Consider the following 16,099-nt stretch of genomic DNA (forward strand, 5'->3'; position numbering starts at 1 on the left):
AGACTCTATAGTTTGTCAGATTGACGAATGAGTGCAATGACAGGGATTAAACCAAGTAAAACAATCGTTAAACTTGGCAATGCTGCTCGTTCATACATACCTTCTGAGGTCATTTCAAACACCCTAACTGCCAACGTATCCCATCCATGACGTCGTGTCATTAATGTAATGGGCATCTCTTTGGTAACTTCCACAAATACCATAATAAGCGCGGTAAACACACCTGGACTTATCACAGGCATATAGACGTTGCGCCAACGTTTCCAGCGGTTGGTAGTAAGTAGCTGAGCCGCTTGCTCTTGATTGGGAGTTAATCGATTTAATTGACGATCAATAGGCTGAAACCCCACTGTCAAAAAACGGGTTGTCAATGCTAGTAGCATTACAAGGACACTGCCACTTAATACCTGTGCGTCAGTAATATTATAGGCAATAAACAAGTTATCCACCCACGCAATCGGTATAAATACGCCTACCGCTAATACCGTACCTGGCACCGCATATCCTAAGTTAGCTAAAGACACAATTAATTGATTACTTTTATTGGGATATTGCCTTAAAAGCCATGCCATAACTAGAGTTATTATGGCGATGACCACTGACGTAGTCGCAGCGATTGATAATGTATTAAACAAAAACCCCCAGTAGCGGGTATCTAAATCAATATGATAATTATCTATTACCCAAGAAATTAGCTGCAGCATTGGAAACCCAAATGCTAATAAAAATACGATACTACAAGACAGTACCGCAAGCACATTACGGACTCCGGTTAACTTTTCTCGTTCACGCTGACCTGCACTGGGTAAATAACTTCGCTTTCGTTGCCAATATCGTTCTAAAGATAAAATTATAAAAACAGTAAGAATTAATATAGCCGCTAATTGCGCAGCCGTGGTTAAACTAAAAAATCCGAACCAAGCTTTATAAATCGCGGTAGTAAACGTATTTAAATTGAATACCGAGACCGCACCAAAGTCTGCTAGGGTTTCCATCCACGTTAAAAGTAGTCCGCCAAGAATCCAAGGCATCGCTTGAGGAAGCGCCACTTTAAAAAATGCAATACGCTTAGTTAATCCTAGCATTTGGCCGGCTTCTAAGGCTCTTTTTCCTTGAGATAAAAATGCTTGGCGCGCAAGTAAATACACGTATGGATAAAATACTAGTGAGAGGATAACCCCTGCACCCCATACACTTCGAATTTGACTAAATGACCATGTGATGCCCATATCACGTAGTGTGGTTTGTACGACCCCACTATAATCAAATAGACCAACACTCACAAAAGCGAGGACATAGGCAGGTATTGCAAATGGCAACATTAAGGCCCACACGAAAAACCGCTGACCAGTAAATCGGTACATACTTGTCAGCCACGCAAGATAAGTGCCTAAACTACCCGCAATTAGCGTGACCAGTGCTAATATCAATATTGTATTTTTGACAACATCAGGTAGGACATAATCTAAAAGATGCGACCAGACATCGGCCATTGGTTCTAGCCATGATCGCATCACAATGAGTATTGGTATTAACATAAATAGCGAAATTAGCCCAAGGACCAATTTCGCTATTAAGTCACGCTTTATTGTATTTGATTTCATAATACCCTTTTGTAAGGCGTATACATTCTTAAAATGTATACGCCTTAGCAATCGTTATTATTCATCATAAAGTGAATATGAGACTGCTTATTATACCTAATCTGAAAATTAACATATCGATGAAAACCAGTGCAAACGTTACCATCAGTAGGTTCGAGTTTGACAATGATAGATCGTTTTCAGGTAAGGTATTATTATTCGTATCCTGCACGGTCCATCAACTGAACAGCTTCAGCTTGACGCTTACCAAATACTGTTACATTGATATTGTCTTGTTTAAAGTCGCCCCAAGAATTAAGCATTTCTGACTTATTAATGCCTTCTTTTACAGGGAATTCTTTATCACTGCTAGCATATTCGCCCTGAGCGGTATCAGATGAAAGCCATTCGATGACCATACGCGCGCCCTCTGGGTTATCAGCATTTTTTACAATACCAGCACCCGATACGTTCACATGCGTACCGGTAGCTTCTGCACCGTCACCTTGATTTGCCCAGAAAATGTTAACTGGGAAATCTGGATTATCTTCTAAGATACGGCCATAATAATAACTGTTTGCGATACCGACTTCGCACTGACCAGCAGCGATTGCTTCTAGCATTTTAGTATCATTACTAAACACTGGAGCCGCTAAGTTATCTACCCAACCTTTAACGATTTCTTCAGTTTTTTCAGCACCATAATGCTCAATCATACTGGCGACTAAAGATTGATTGTAGACTTTTTTAGAGGTACGTAAACATAATTTACCTTTCCACTTTGGATCAGCAAGATCAGCATAGGTTGATAAGTCTGATGCATCTACTTTAGCTGGATCATAAAAAATGGTACGTGCACGAAGCGATAAGCCTGTCCATAGATCATCTGATGAACGATACTTCTGTGGAACGTTGGTATTAACCACTTCAGAGTTTAAAGGCTGTAGTAGGCCTTGTTCGCCCGCTTGCCACAGGTTACCTGCATCAACAGTTAATAACATATCAGCAGGTGTGTTTGTCGTTTCTGCTTCTAAACGTGCCATTAATGGGCCTGTTTTATCAGTAACCAATTCAACTGGAACCCCAGTTTCAGAAGTAAACTGATCTAACAACGGCTGAATCAACTGCTCATTGCGTGATGAATAGATAGTGACTGGGCCTTTACTTGCCACATCAGTATTTGAAGCCTCAGAACTGACAACTTCGGTTTCGACAGCTTTTGTGGTTTCCGTGTCAACAGGTGCTTCAGCTTCAGTAGTTTCAGTTGTCTGATTACAACCTGTAAGTGCGAATGCACCCATAATTGCTGCACTTAATAATGTGATTTTGGTAGTGCTTAGTTTGCCGGATGTTGCCTCTATTGCGTTACTCATATGGCCCTCATTAGTTATGATAAATCGATGAAATTTTTAATATTACTGCACTATTAATAGTAAACGGCATAATAATACAAATAATAATAATTATCAATAACAAATGAGAAACGTTCTATATAAAGTTAATATTTGAAAGTAATTACTAGAGTTTGTCTTCACTTGCAACTTTATTATTTATGATATTAATTGTCATTAAAAACTAAACGACATCAAATATTATCTTCCAACGCTTCCTCAGACTCAATTTGCGTGGGCTTATACACCCGTTTGTTCTCATAAATGTCATACAAAGGCTTATCATCAGGGTTGAACTGAGTCCAATTAGGACGAATGGCACCTGAGTTAATACTTGGATCTTTAATATTAATAATAGGAAACGTGCTGGTATTGAAGGCTATGAATGCTTGTCCTGTATCACTTACCAGCCATTCCATAAATCTTAAGGATTGACCCGCCTTAAGACTAGATTTTAGTATACCGGCACTAATGACATCCGTCAGAGTGCCGCGATTAATTTGGTTAGACCAAGTTAGTCTAACGGGTGTTGAAGGATTAGATTTAGCATAGCGCCAGAATATATCACTATTTACCACACCTACATCGCACCGACCTTGTTCAATAGTATTTATAACGGCTTGTTCATTTATCGAATACTCTGACACATTGCGGTCTAAATTAGAGAGGATTTTTGCAGTTGGTTTACTCCCTCGATAATGCCACATCATTTTAGCTATCGATTGATTCTCAGGTAGCATTATGTCAGTCATACATAATCGGTTGTGCCATTTATCGTTACTTAACCCTGCATAATTAATCAGCTCAGGTTCGTTGACTTTATTTTTGTTGTAAATAATAGTCCGTGCATAGCTACTTATACCAAACCATTCACCATCGGTATCTTGATATTGCTTTGGCACGGCATCATTTAATTTATTTGAGCCTATGGGCTGAAGTTTATGAGCACTAGCAGCGTTAAAAAGGGTATGTGCACTATGCATGAGTAGCATATCGATATCTTGAGGGATGTTTATACTATCTGATAGCTGCAAATTCGACGTTCTGTTGAGTTTAAATAGCTCAGTATCAAGAGGAACCCATTCAATCTCAAAACCTTCTTGTTCGTAATAAGCATCGCTTATAGGCTTAAGATAGTTTATCTCAATATCTGTTCCAATTCTAATGGGTGCTTGTGCGGTTAGTATCTCCGTTTCTATAGTGTCCGAATTTGTTTGGGTAGCTTGTTTATCACATCCTGCAAGCATGAGTATAGTAACACTTAAAACCAACCACAGTTTATGGGCTATTGACCCATTAGCTTTGTCATCATAATAAAAAACAATAGACGTAAAGGCCATCATGTTGGATACCACATTTATAATAAAACTGTGTAAATAATGATAACTTTTAAACAATTATTTGGCCTCTATAACTCTCAACATATAGTTTGGTAAGTACATTATTCAACCAGTTAAAATAGATAGTGACCACACAATGCATTCACAACCGCTTCAGTGCGTAATATCCGGTCTCCTAAAGACACAGCTGTACATCCATTTGCTTCAAATAGCTCAATCTCATAATCTATCCACCCGCCTTCTGCACCTATACAGACTATTTGTGGAAAACTATTGATCTTTTGAGACTGTCCAAAAGAGGTTTGTGCATAAGGATGCGTTACCACACATGTGTGGGTTTGGGTCATCACACTTAGTTCATCTTCGACAAAAGGCTTAAGCCGTTTCTTAAAACTTACGATGGGCTTTACGGTATCGACACTTTGTTGTAAACCTAATTCGATAAACTCATCAACACGATGTAACATGGGGCTTTGCCAATAGCTTTTATCGGTACGGTAACTATTGACTAATATTATATGATCCACACCAATAGCGGTCATATCCATGATTAATCGGCGCAATACTTTAGGTCTTGGTAGCGCCAGAACAACCGTCAAATTAAGCTTGTTTGGTGGAAAATACTGACTGACAAGGTTTGATAAAATGACTTTATCACTATCTATGAATTTTATAGTTGCCGTTCCGATGTTACTCGATACAATGCCAACTTTTACTAAATCCCCTACCCCAAGCTTGAGTACCTTAAGGATATGAGTTATCTGACGCTCATTAGTGATTGTAAACTCTTGACCAAACGTAGCAGTACTTGGTAATAGAATAATATTCATAGGGTAGTTATAATCGTGATTTAACAACAAAGTGGTCTAAATCATCTGCTTGAAGCGACGTTTCTATCGTAGGTTCAAGATCAATTAATAAAGATTCTATCATGGCCAGTTGATTTTGCATGGCGTTGCTTTTTTGAGTTACTAATTGCCATCCAGCCTCGCCTGCTTGTTTGGCTAATTCTGGATCTAAAAGCCAGTCACTAACTATCTTAGCAAGTGTTGTCGCAACATCTTTAAGCTGACTTTTATTTCGTTTGCTTTGACGTTTGGATTGACCCGTATTAGGCTCTATCACTCTAAGCGCGCCAGCATCATATAAGGCGCTCACGACTTCATGACAGGATTGAGTATAGCTACCCATAATTATTGGCTTTGCCAAACTTGCCGCTTCAATAGGATTATGTCCTCCTATATTGACTACCGACCCGCCAACAAAAGCCACATCAGATAGGGCGTAACATGCGTTAAGCTCACCCATAGTATCAGCAAGATAAACCTGTGTATCTTTATTTATTTTGTCCCCTTTACTGCGTCGATGTAGCGTCATGCCCGTCGCTGAAATGAGATCTGCAACCTTATCAAATCGCTCAGGATGACGTGGCACCAAAATCAACAACGCGTTATTTAGAGAAGGCATCTTAATGATCGCTTGATGTGCTTCCAATACAACCTGTTCCTCGCCAGCATGGGTACTGCCTGCCACCCAAATTGGTCTGTCAAGAGCACTCAAATCTTCAGCAAACTTTTGAGCCGATTCGCTGTTAATCTGATTTGCCCTATTAGAAGGTTTAGACATAAAATGAGACTTTGTTAAGCTCGGCGTAGAGCCCGTAGACCATTTTAAAGAATCCGCACGGCGTATTTTAGGAACAGGGGTGCCCAGTCTACGAAATCGTTTCGCGGTATCGACGTCTTGAGCGATTATCATCGTCAAATTCTGTACCATACTGGTAATGACATCAGTATACTTGGCATAGTTTTGAAAAGACTTTTGAGATAATCTGGCATTAACTAACACAGAAGGAATGCCTAAACTATTGAGGACATTTAGAATGTTCGCCCACAACTCAGTTTCAACAAATAAAGCAATGTCAGGTCTAACGTGGTTTACAAACTTTTCTACCACTGCTTTATCATCCACGGGTACAAATGTGTGTGCCACTTGACCTGTTTGCAAATAAGTAGCAAACAATTCTTCCGCGCGGGCAAAGCCAGTTTGCGTCGTATTAGTAATCCATAACTTTGCACCCTGCTCGAGCATAATCTTTAGCATAGGCGCGATGGTATTGGTCTCACCCAGTGACACTGCATGACACCAAACGGTCTTATCGTATAACACAGATGACTTATCTAACTGAGTATTTAAAGTACCTGTATGAGTATGTGGGAGCGTAGGCGGGTTTGGATACTGACGACCAAACCGTGCGTCAATTTCTTGTTCATAATCAGCGATAGGCGTGTCTAAGTTTTTACTTTTTTGATGGCGGCGCCATAACGCAACGCGATATAAAGGCTTTAAAAGCTTTATGAGCAATCGGTAGTAAAAAGGGGGCTTAAGCGCATTTGATGTTTCAGCTACATCAGATAATAGCGCATAAGCAGATTCAGAAGAATTAAGAGAATTTGGCGCGGGCATGTAATAAAATACCTAATAAGGTGCAATGGCTTGCAAATCTAAGACTAATTTTTGTACACAACTAACGCGTAAAGATAGTTTAAACTGTTAAATTTTTATTAGATTTAAGTTGAAGTTCTACTATTTCAGACGATTTAAGTTCAAGCGCTTTATGATTACGCTTTATGTGCTCGTTATTTGTATAGGGATAGGCTATTTTACATTATAAAAAATAGTTTAAATAGTATGGATATAAGATAACCCAATGTTATTCATTTATAGTCAACATTATATTATAGCAAGGGGCTAAATAACCGAATACTTGAATCGAACAATTTTTTGTAGGTTGGGCGCATCTCCCAGTGTTGTGAATCCAGTATTTCGGATTGGGTTAGATAGGCTTGTTGACAGGTCAACACCTGCTGCACTATTGCAGGAGAATATAACGCTAGACTAACTTCCATATTTAAATAAAAACTGCGCATATCCATGTTAACAGTTCCGAACAGACAGTAATCATCGTCGATAACGACAGTTTTAGCATGCAATAGGCCGCCTTTAAACTGAGCGATGTTAACGCCCGCCTCCATTAATATAGAATAAGAAGCCTGCGACGCGTGTTGGACCAAAAATGAATCAACTTTTTTGGGCAGTATTAATGTAACTTCTACACCCCGTTTGGCGGCTGTGGTTAAGGCAGCTAATAACGCTTCGTCAGGAACAAAGTAAGGGGTCGTAATTTGAATTTTAAAATTTGCTCTATGAAATACGGTAAGTAACGTATTATAGATCACGTTTTCTGTGAGCCTAGGGGCAGAGGGAATCAACTGCGCTATGATATTGTGAACCACAGGCATTTGCTTAATCGGCTTTAAATAACCTGGAGACGCTACATCCCTAAATGTTGATGTTGACGTTGACGTTGACTTGTATATAGATGTTGATGTTGACTTAGACATTGAAGTTGAATGGCTATTTGGTGTTTGAAACTCTTGACCATATTCATCGCTTAGATTTAACGCTGAAATTTGCCGTGCAATATAACCCGGCACCTTATCATTAAGATCGTTAATCGTAGGTTTGGGTCGATACAGCTTGCGTGTATAGGTATTGATGCTCTCATCGATACGCTGACTTAATACTTTTAGATTTTCAGAGCTTTCTGCACCTATGTCCGTTACATTTACTGCAGCCAGCGCGGTTACTACACTAAGTTGTTCTTTACTCTCTATGCGCATGATAAGATCAATCCATTGACCTAGCGCTTTGTCTTGTTTAAAAAACTCTGGATCAACCAGATTAAAGCTACCGGTATAGCCTATATACTCATCTATTACCACTATTTTGCGATGATTACGCAAGTCTGTGCGTTTAAATAACGTTTTAAATAGCCCAACTGGCAACGATTGATGAATAATTACGCCAGAGTGGATTAATTTTTCATACCAATCATCGGTAAAAAAGCTAAAACTGCCGACACTATCTGCAAGTATTTGACACTCTACCCCGCGTTTGGAAGCTTTAATGAGTGCATCAAAGATCTCCTGAACCCGTCCCTTAGGATAGATAATATAAAACTCCATAAGCACCAAACGAGTGGCATTATTTATATCTACAAGCAAGCTATCGATCGTACTGTCTGCTGAGGTTAGCAGTTGCATGGTATGACCATCATAAACCCCAAAACCTGTATCATAAGTTCCAATACGGCTAACCCCCTGATATCGCTCAGGAAGCATATCTTCAACGGTGTCATAAGTGATACCCTCATGATCCGTCAATTGTTTAAGCATCTTCTGCGCCTTGGAGCTTCTTAATTTATAACTTTTACCTAAATAAGGTTCGCCCACTAATATATAGGCAATAATACCAAAAAATGGAACCACAATAATTAATACCAACCAAGTGATGACAATGCTGGTATTGCGCTGAGTGGATAACACCCTTACAAACATGTAAATTGTTAGAATGATATGGGCTGCGACCCCTAACCATGCCCAGTCCCCTAGCGATATATTTTGCAACCACGACCATATACCCTCAATTGGAATTGAAGTAGTAGCTGCTGCAAGAAACAAGGGATTAGGTAAAATTGGACTCATGAAAAAATGTCAGTTCTCTCTTAAATACTTAGGGCGATATACTAGGGGCTGTTTAGAATTAGTATATTAGTACTGCCGATAGCTATAATTGTTTCAGATTAGTCACAAAGCGGCGGTAATGCCCGAAGCGTATTAGACCTTGGCTAGATTTGCAACAATGTTAGGGCAATTCTAGCATCAGCCCCTCACTCGAGCATAGCTCTTGCCTTGCGAACGGGTAAAGCAGTACTTTGCTCGAGACCCGTTCTCAGGGACAGGACTATTTTTGTCATAAAATTGTAAGATTTTCTAAAAGCTGGTCTAAACTAGATTCAATAAGCGTCGAAAATTATACTGCGTACGGCCAAAAAAAATAGTCTTAGTCAGTGACATATACTAATTCTAGACTGCCCCTAACTAATCGAACGATTTTAAAAACGCTAATAAAGCTTTTTCATTCAATTGTTGGAATTTACGTGTCCGGCCGACACGTCCTTTTTTATAGCGTTCAATAAAGTTATTTTCTAAAAAGCTGTTTAAAATCATAGGGTGAATATATGACGCTCTACAGACACTGGGCGTATTACCTAAGTCTTGAGCCACCTGTTTGACCACGTCAACTATCAGCTGTTGGCGCGCTTTGCTATTTTTTTTACTCTCTAATATGTCATCACCTGCTTGCTCATATAAATAATCGGCAGCTAACACCGACGCCATCCATGTTCTAAAATCTTTTGCACTATACTCATGCCCGGTATGGATACGTAGATACTCATTTATATCTTGGCTTTCAACAATTTGTTTTTTACCCTCATTATCAATATATTTAAAAATACGATAACCGGGTAAATCGGAACACGCCCTGACGATATCTATAAGTCGTTCATCTTGAAGCTCTATATGATGCTCTTTGGCACTTTTGCCCACAAAATCAAACGCTAACCCCTCTTCTGTTTCACTGACATGCTTACTTCTTAATGTGCTAAGCCCATAGCTTTTGTTTTTTTTGGCATATCTATCATTTCCAATACGTATTAAGGTGGTTTCTAGTAACTTTACTACTGCAGCGAGTACATTATCACGGCTTAAAAACTCCGATTTTAAATCTGCTTCTATTTGAGCACGTAACGTTGGTAAGTTTTCAGCAAAACCTACTATCGCATCAAACTTTGCCTCATCACGAACCTTATTCCACAGTTCATGATACAGATATTGCTTACGTCCTTTTTCATCTCTGCCCGTACATTGAAGATGACCATCATCATATTTGCATATCCAAACCTCAGACCACATCGGAGGTATCGCTAAAGCATCAAACCGAGCGCGTAAGTTTTTGTCCTTAATCGTCTTACCGTTATAGTCCTTAAAACTAAATCCTTTACCCCAACGTTTTCGCGTATAACCCGGCTCATTATCGCTTACATAACGTAAGTTTGCGCGTTTGGCTAATGCTTCATAATTATGTCGATCTACAGTATCAGACAGCTCATCTAATACCGACTTATTATCGGTATCATTGGCAACTGACTGCTTATTAGACGTCACTTTATTAAGTTTATTATTATCTTTGTTGTTCTTAGGGGTCTTTTGCTTTGAGCCATTTTTAGAAAGGCTATTTTTATTGGGGCTGTTTATATTAGTCTGCATTTAAACCTCGAAGGCTAATTATAATCTTGGTATCTTTTATTACATAAGACTTTTTAGAATACATTTAAAAGTTTAAGTTTTATGGTTTCTTATTCTATTAGAAGTCTCTTGCATAACACAGCATTTACGCATAGTAAAACTGTAAAGCCCGGTTACGTAATTAACCGTTATATGTTTTTATTGGGCGCACTTACTGTAATAAAACGTCATATATAGTCAAAGAACTTTAAAGTAGTCACAAGGCAACCGAGTGCAAGTACTACTAGGGTAGGCTTAACGAGGTAACACCGTGACTCTTTATAAGTTCGCCGACTATAGTTGAACCTAACCACGTAAACTAATCAAATTCAAATAAATATGCGTTAACCTTTATCTGAATAATATATGTCAAAAAAAAGCTGCATCTGATAAGACGCAGCTATATTACATTAATTTCAAACACTATAATTTTGGGAAATGCGAATAATGTTAGATCATTCTGATCGCACCATCGAGGCGTATTACTTCGGCATTAAGATAGGCGTTCTCAATGATATGTGCTACTAAATTAGCAAACTCAGCGGGCTTGCCCAAGCGTTTTGGATAAGGTACGCTTGCTTCAAGCTGTGTACGTGCTTTATCTGGAATAGAATCCATCATAGGGGTGGCAAACACTCCAGGCGCTATGGTCATTATTCGAATACCATGTCGTGTCATCTCACGTGCTAAGGGCAACATCAGACCAACTACCCCAGCTTTTGATGAACCATAACTGGCTTGACCCACTTGACCATCAAACGCAGCAATTGAAGCTGTATTGATGATAATACCTTGGTCTATATTATTAGGACCCCCATTATTCGCCACTTGCTTAGCGATACTTGCAGCTACTAAACGTGCCACATTAAAACTGCCTACCAAATTAACTTGTATGCCTTTATTAAATTGGTCCAAGTCAGCAGGATTATTATCGCGATCAAGCAATTTTTGTACGATTGCAATGCCCGCGCAGTTAATACTGCCTGCCAGTGCACCAAATTCATTTTCGACAGTTTCAACAGCGGTTAAAACATCTTCACCGCTAGTCACATCACAGCGTACAAAACGCACAACATCGCCAAGTTCTTTGGCTAAAGCCGCGCCTGTTTCTTCATTTAAATCAGCTATGACAACGTTCGCCCCACGAGATACCAACTCTCTAGTCACCGCTTCACCTAAACCTGAAGCGCCGCCAGTTACGATAAACGTTTTTGATTCAATTTTCATTTATTGTCCTTTTTTGGTTATATTTTAAAGAAGTTAAAAATTAGGGTTTGTTGAATTGATATTAATGAACTATTGAAGAGCTATTAAAGCAACATAAGTTATTGGCGCAGCAAAAGCGCCTATTGACGCAGTAAAAAACGCTGAACTTTACCACTAGGCGTCTTAGGCAATGCTTCGATAAACTCAACAAATCTTGGATAAGCATGTGCTGATAAGCGTTTGTGTACCAAAGATCTAATCTCATCTTCCAAATCTTTTGTGCCTTCTATACCTGGCATTAATACCACGTATGACTTGATAACATGCCCCCTCATCTCATCTGGCACACCCACTGCCACCGATTCAGCCACTGCCTCATGCTCCATGACGCAGTTTTCTACATCCGTAGGACCTATCCGATAACCTGCAGTGATGATGATATCATCATCGCGTCCTGCAAACCAGAATGTTCCATCTTTATGCCGCTCTACGATATCGCCAGTCAGATAATAATCACCTGAAAAAGCCTGCTTTTCATCCCAGCTGTATCCGCTAAAGTAGAATGCAGGGGATTCACTAACAACAATTGCCAGTTGTCCTTGTACTCCATCAGCTACTGGCTCTAACTGATCATTTAATACAATCAGTTTATGCCCTGGCATTGGCACACCCATGCTACCAGTCGGCACATCGTGAGTAAGTGCATGATGCATACAACAGGTCATTCCAGTTTCTGTTTGTCCATATTGATCATACACAGGGCAACCTAAATTATCTTTGACCCAAGTCACAACCTCAGTGTTGAGCGTCTCACCTGCTGAGTTGGCAATTCGTAATGATAATTGGTCAGCAACATTTTCAAATACACCACTCGACTTCATCATTCTAAATGCTGTCGGTGAGGAAGCAACATTGGTTATCTTATGGCGTACTAGAAAATCAAAGGTATTTTGCGCATCAAACCCGGCTTCATTAAAGTAGGTAGTCATGCCCATAAGCAAAGGCCCAGTAATGGCATAATACAATCCATATGCCCACCCAGGATCGGCCATGTTCCAGTAGTTATCTGATTCACGCAAATCAATAGCATAACACATGTATAAATAAAAGGTAGGTAGAGCACTTAAAGGAACACTCACGCCTTTAGACTTTCCAACTGTACCCGAGGTAAACATCTGTAAGAAAGGGGCATCGGGTGCGAGATTGATTGGCTCAAATTTTGTATCAAATTGACTGGCATTTCTCAGATTGGCATTTCTCAAATTGGCATCTTCGTAATCGATATCTTCGTAATCGACATCTGATTGCTTCTCATTCGATTCATTCAACGTATGGTCGTCTGTTACAAACACCATTATTGGCAAGTTTTTGATATCATCAAATTTTTCGCGGTTTTCAGGATTAGTAAACACCACCTTAGTATCCGCTTTATTCAACCTATATTCGATAGATTCAACACCAAATGCAGTAAACAATGGTTGATAGATAGCACCAATGCGCCAAGTTGCTAATACAATAATTAAAAGCTCTGGCGTACGCGGTAGCATCGTTGCTACTCTGTCTCCAGACTGGACCCCATATTGCTGCAACATGTGAGCAACCTGAGCACTTTTATGATCTAAGTCATTAAAACTTAGCTGTGTCACTTTTTCATTGGTATTTTGATGGACGAGCGCGATTTTATCGCCTAATCCATTGCGGACATGTCTACCGCAACATGCCACATAGGCATTTAATGCATCTTCTGGTGTATCTTTGAAAATCTTTTGAAACAATGCATCTTGATTGAAGGTTTGATATAAGGCTTGATAGGCTTGAATGTTTCTCGTGTCATTATTTTGACTAAACTGATTATGGTTATGGTCTTGGCTTTTATATTGAGAGTGTTCTGGAAGCTGACTTGATGAGGTGTTTATAGACGTATCTTGTGACATTTTCTGCTACTCCTTTAGCGAGATACTGTATATGTACTGAATATAAATACTGATCTATATAATTAAACAGACCTGAATAAAATCTGAATAAATAACAAAAGATTAAATCCTGTTAATCTTTAATTTATTTTCTAATTTCTATTTCTACTAGGGGCTGTATAGAATTAATTCATGGAACTGGCAGAGGCTATATTTAAGGCTATATGCAAGTAAATTTTAGCTATCAGCAGTTCTATTTAAGTAATTCTATACAGCCTCTAATTTAGTATATCAATACATTTCATCTCATTCTATATATTTATTACTTTTCAATGATTCAGAGTCTTTTATTATTGATTGTATTAGGACATATTATTATTTTTTAAAACTCTAATAGTATAACGCTTAGATAATTATAAGTAAGAATGACGTTAGCTTTTTGAATCAAGCATTGAACGTTAAGTTTTAATGAGTTTAGCGTGCAACCAAAATCCAGCTAACATGGCTATAACAAATAGAATAGATTCGGTATAACCTGCAAATGCTGTTACCAGTGCAGGTGTAGGGCAAAACCCTAACATACCCCAACCGATTCCAAACATCAAACTGCCTATTATAAGTTTTGAATTAATTTTACTGGTCGTAGGCAGGTCAAAGGGAGCACTATTTAATGCTTTTTTGCCTTGTTTCTTACGTGATTTAATATAGAAGAAGACTGGCATAGCGACGGCGATACCCCCACCCATAACCAAACCTAATGAAGGATCCCAATTATGAAAAAGTCGTAGAAATCCCAATACTTTCTCAGGATTAAGCATCTGAGATACGATGAGCCCTATGGCAAATATAAAACCAGAAATGAAACTAAATATCAGCGTTAGTCGGTTGTTTATTATCATAACAGGCTCACAAAATGACTATGAGAGAGAAATTAAATAGAAAAAAGAAAGGTAAATATTAAAACTGTAGGCGGGACTGACTAAGTTTGAATCATTGCAAAAAAAGTTGCCGTTAGAATGCCACTTGATAAAAACAGTAAGGTGGCGGTGATTAAGCGTGGCGACAGCCTTGAAATACCGCAAATTCCATGTCCGCTTGTGCAGCCTGAACCCAATCTAGTTCCAAAACCGACCAACAGCCCTGCAAGGATAATTTTCCATATAGGTTGGGCCATATTTAATTCGGGAAAGCCGATAAGTAAAGCATAAACCCAAGTTGCTAAGGCCATACCAAATACAAAAAACAATTGCCAACTAGGCTTTGGCAACTGAGTTATAGAGTTCTTTATGTAAATACCCCATCTTTAACACAACATCATCGTAGAATCGTTAAGCCACCTGTCTGTACTGGGCAGGTGTCATATCATCAAGTGAATCATGGGGTCTTTGGGTGTTATAAACCTCAATCCAATCTTCAGTCAGTTGATTGACCTCGTTTAAATTGTTGAAAAGGTAACAATCTAAAACCTCATTGCGATAACTGCGATTAAACCGTTCAATATAAGCATTCTGATAAGGACAACCAGGTTCGATATAGTCAATGTAAATACCGTGAGCCGATGCCCAATCAGTGAATACGTGTGAGGTAAACTCACTACCATTATCCACACGAATTTGCTTAGGGTAACCATGCCACTCGGCTAGCTGATCAAGGTAGCGAATCACTCGAAGTGAGGGGATGCTGGTACCAATATCAATGCCTAATACTTCACGGTTATAATCATCAATCACATTAAAGGTTCGAAAGCGAATATTGTTATGTAGCTTATTGCTCATAAAGTCCATAGACCAAGTATGCCCTAATGCACTTGGCACACTTAGCGGCTGAGGATTGCGTGCTGGCAGTCGCCTTTTAGTCTTACGGCGTAGGTTTAAGTTTAACGCTTTGTAAACACGATGTACGCGCTTGTGATTCCATGAATAGCCAAGTGCTCGCATACGCTTAAAGCACTTTGGAAAACCCCAGCGATTATGCTTGTCAGTAAGCTCATTTAAGACATCAATAATCTCACTGTCATCAGATAGTTTAGGCTTGTAGTAATAAGCAGTTCGACTCATGCAGACCACCTGACAGCTAACCACAATACTAACACCATACTGCGCCTGCAGTTCTTGTGCCCAGACTTTACGTTCATGGACAGGCGCTATAGCTTTTTTATGATTTCTTCCTGCATTTGTGATTTGAGGCTTAAATCAGCATACATCTGTTTAAGCCTACGGTTTTCTTCTTCTAGTTCTTTTAGTCGCTTGACGTCAGAGGCTTCCATACCTCCGTATTTAGACTTCCACTTGTAGTAGGTTGAACTAGCAATACCGTATTTACGGCACAGCTCTTTGGCAGGTATTCCAGCTTCTGCTTCTTTTAAGATTGATACTATTTGGGTTTCAGTCATTCGTTTGCTCATGTTAAAACTCCTTATGGGTATTTTATAAGAAATTCTACGTTTGAGCTGTGTTATTTTAGGGGATAGTTACA

The 16,099-nt window shown here is 39.2% G+C and carries 12 protein-coding genes; all 12 read right to left on the bottom strand.

Annotation, left to right across the window (positions count from 1 at the left end; translation table 11 throughout):
- Window positions 1–5 precede the first annotated feature (5 nt).
- On the bottom strand, window positions 6–1,604 hold the full coding sequence (locus tag AC2SLP_RS04345; RefSeq protein WP_486535403.1) for an ABC transporter permease: 1,599 nt from the start codon (window positions 1,602–1,604) through the stop codon (window positions 6–8).
- A 194-nt stretch (window positions 1,605–1,798) separates the two neighbouring features.
- A complete protein-coding gene (locus tag AC2SLP_RS04350) occupies window positions 1,799–2,956 on the bottom strand; it encodes an extracellular solute-binding protein (RefSeq protein WP_486535404.1) in 1,158 nt (385 codons plus the stop codon).
- A 212-nt stretch (window positions 2,957–3,168) separates the two neighbouring features.
- Window positions 3,169–4,317, bottom strand: a complete 1,149-nt coding sequence (locus AC2SLP_RS04355; protein WP_486535405.1) for an ABC transporter substrate-binding protein — start codon at window positions 4,315–4,317, stop codon at window positions 3,169–3,171.
- A 110-nt stretch (window positions 4,318–4,427) separates the two neighbouring features.
- A complete protein-coding gene (locus AC2SLP_RS04360; protein WP_486535406.1) occupies window positions 4,428–5,144 on the bottom strand; it encodes a 16S rRNA (uracil(1498)-N(3))-methyltransferase in 717 nt (238 codons plus the stop codon).
- A 7-nt stretch (window positions 5,145–5,151) separates the two neighbouring features.
- On the bottom strand, window positions 5,152–6,780 hold the full coding sequence (locus AC2SLP_RS04365) for a 3-deoxy-D-manno-octulosonic acid transferase (RefSeq protein ID WP_486535407.1): 1,629 nt from the start codon (window positions 6,778–6,780) through the stop codon (window positions 5,152–5,154).
- 272 nt (window positions 6,781–7,052) lie between these two features.
- The gene (locus tag AC2SLP_RS04370) at window positions 7,053–8,861 is read right to left on the bottom strand and encodes a phospholipase D-like domain-containing protein (protein WP_486535408.1); all 1,809 of its coding nucleotides are present in this window, start codon (window positions 8,859–8,861) and stop codon (window positions 7,053–7,055) included.
- A gap of 396 nt (window positions 8,862–9,257) precedes the next feature.
- Window positions 9,258–10,487 carry a DNA topoisomerase IB gene (locus tag AC2SLP_RS04375; RefSeq protein ID WP_486535409.1) on the bottom strand — a complete coding sequence of 410 codons (1,230 nt, stop codon included), beginning with the start codon at window positions 10,485–10,487 and terminating at the stop codon, window positions 9,258–9,260.
- 468 nt (window positions 10,488–10,955) lie between these two features.
- Window positions 10,956–11,732, bottom strand: a complete 777-nt coding sequence (locus tag AC2SLP_RS04380; RefSeq protein ID WP_486535410.1) for an SDR family NAD(P)-dependent oxidoreductase — start codon at window positions 11,730–11,732, stop codon at window positions 10,956–10,958.
- A gap of 119 nt (window positions 11,733–11,851) precedes the next feature.
- Window positions 11,852–13,645: an AMP-binding protein gene (locus AC2SLP_RS04385; RefSeq protein WP_486535411.1), complete on the bottom strand. Its 1,794-nt coding sequence runs from the start codon at window positions 13,643–13,645 to the stop codon at window positions 11,852–11,854.
- 437 nt (window positions 13,646–14,082) lie between these two features.
- Window positions 14,083–14,523 carry a DUF6691 family protein gene (locus tag AC2SLP_RS04390; protein WP_486535412.1) on the bottom strand — a complete coding sequence of 147 codons (441 nt, stop codon included), beginning with the start codon at window positions 14,521–14,523 and terminating at the stop codon, window positions 14,083–14,085.
- An 80-nt stretch (window positions 14,524–14,603) separates the two neighbouring features.
- Window positions 14,604–14,891, bottom strand: coding sequence for a YeeE/YedE family protein (locus AC2SLP_RS04395; protein ID WP_486535413.1), 288 nt, complete (start codon window positions 14,889–14,891; stop codon window positions 14,604–14,606).
- 61 nt (window positions 14,892–14,952) lie between these two features.
- Window positions 14,953–16,028 (bottom strand): IS3 family transposase gene (locus AC2SLP_RS04400; protein WP_486535053.1). Its coding sequence is split into 2 segments (ribosomal slippage): window positions 14,953–15,782 and window positions 15,782–16,028, totalling 1,077 coding nucleotides; the frame shifts between segments, so codons are not numbered across the junction.
- Window positions 16,029–16,099: the final 71 nt, after the last annotated feature.

It is taken from the genome of Psychrobacter sp. CX21 (assembly GCF_057396255.1).

Coding starts and splice junctions, on each gene's coding strand:
- AC2SLP_RS04390 (WP_486535412.1), bottom strand. CDS start 14,523: ATGATAATAAACAACCGACTAACGCTGATATTTAGTTTCATTTCTGGT.
- AC2SLP_RS04380 (WP_486535410.1), bottom strand. CDS start 11,732: ATGAAAATTGAATCAAAAACGTTTATCGTAACTGGCGGCGCTTCAGGT.
- AC2SLP_RS04355 (WP_486535405.1), bottom strand. CDS start 4,317: ATGATGGCCTTTACGTCTATTGTTTTTTATTATGATGACAAAGCTAAT.
- AC2SLP_RS04360 (WP_486535406.1), bottom strand. CDS start 5,144: ATGAATATTATTCTATTACCAAGTACTGCTACGTTTGGTCAAGAGTTT.
- AC2SLP_RS04375 (WP_486535409.1), bottom strand. CDS start 10,487: ATGCAGACTAATATAAACAGCCCCAATAAAAATAGCCTTTCTAAAAAT.
- AC2SLP_RS04370 (WP_486535408.1), bottom strand. CDS start 8,861: ATGAGTCCAATTTTACCTAATCCCTTGTTTCTTGCAGCAGCTACTACT.
- AC2SLP_RS04385 (WP_486535411.1), bottom strand. CDS start 13,645: ATGTCACAAGATACGTCTATAAACACCTCATCAAGTCAGCTTCCAGAA.
- AC2SLP_RS04365 (WP_486535407.1), bottom strand. CDS start 6,780: ATGCCCGCGCCAAATTCTCTTAATTCTTCTGAATCTGCTTATGCGCTA.
- AC2SLP_RS04350 (WP_486535404.1), bottom strand. CDS start 2,956: ATGAGTAACGCAATAGAGGCAACATCCGGCAAACTAAGCACTACCAAA.
- AC2SLP_RS04345 (WP_486535403.1), bottom strand. CDS start 1,604: ATGAAATCAAATACAATAAAGCGTGACTTAATAGCGAAATTGGTCCTT.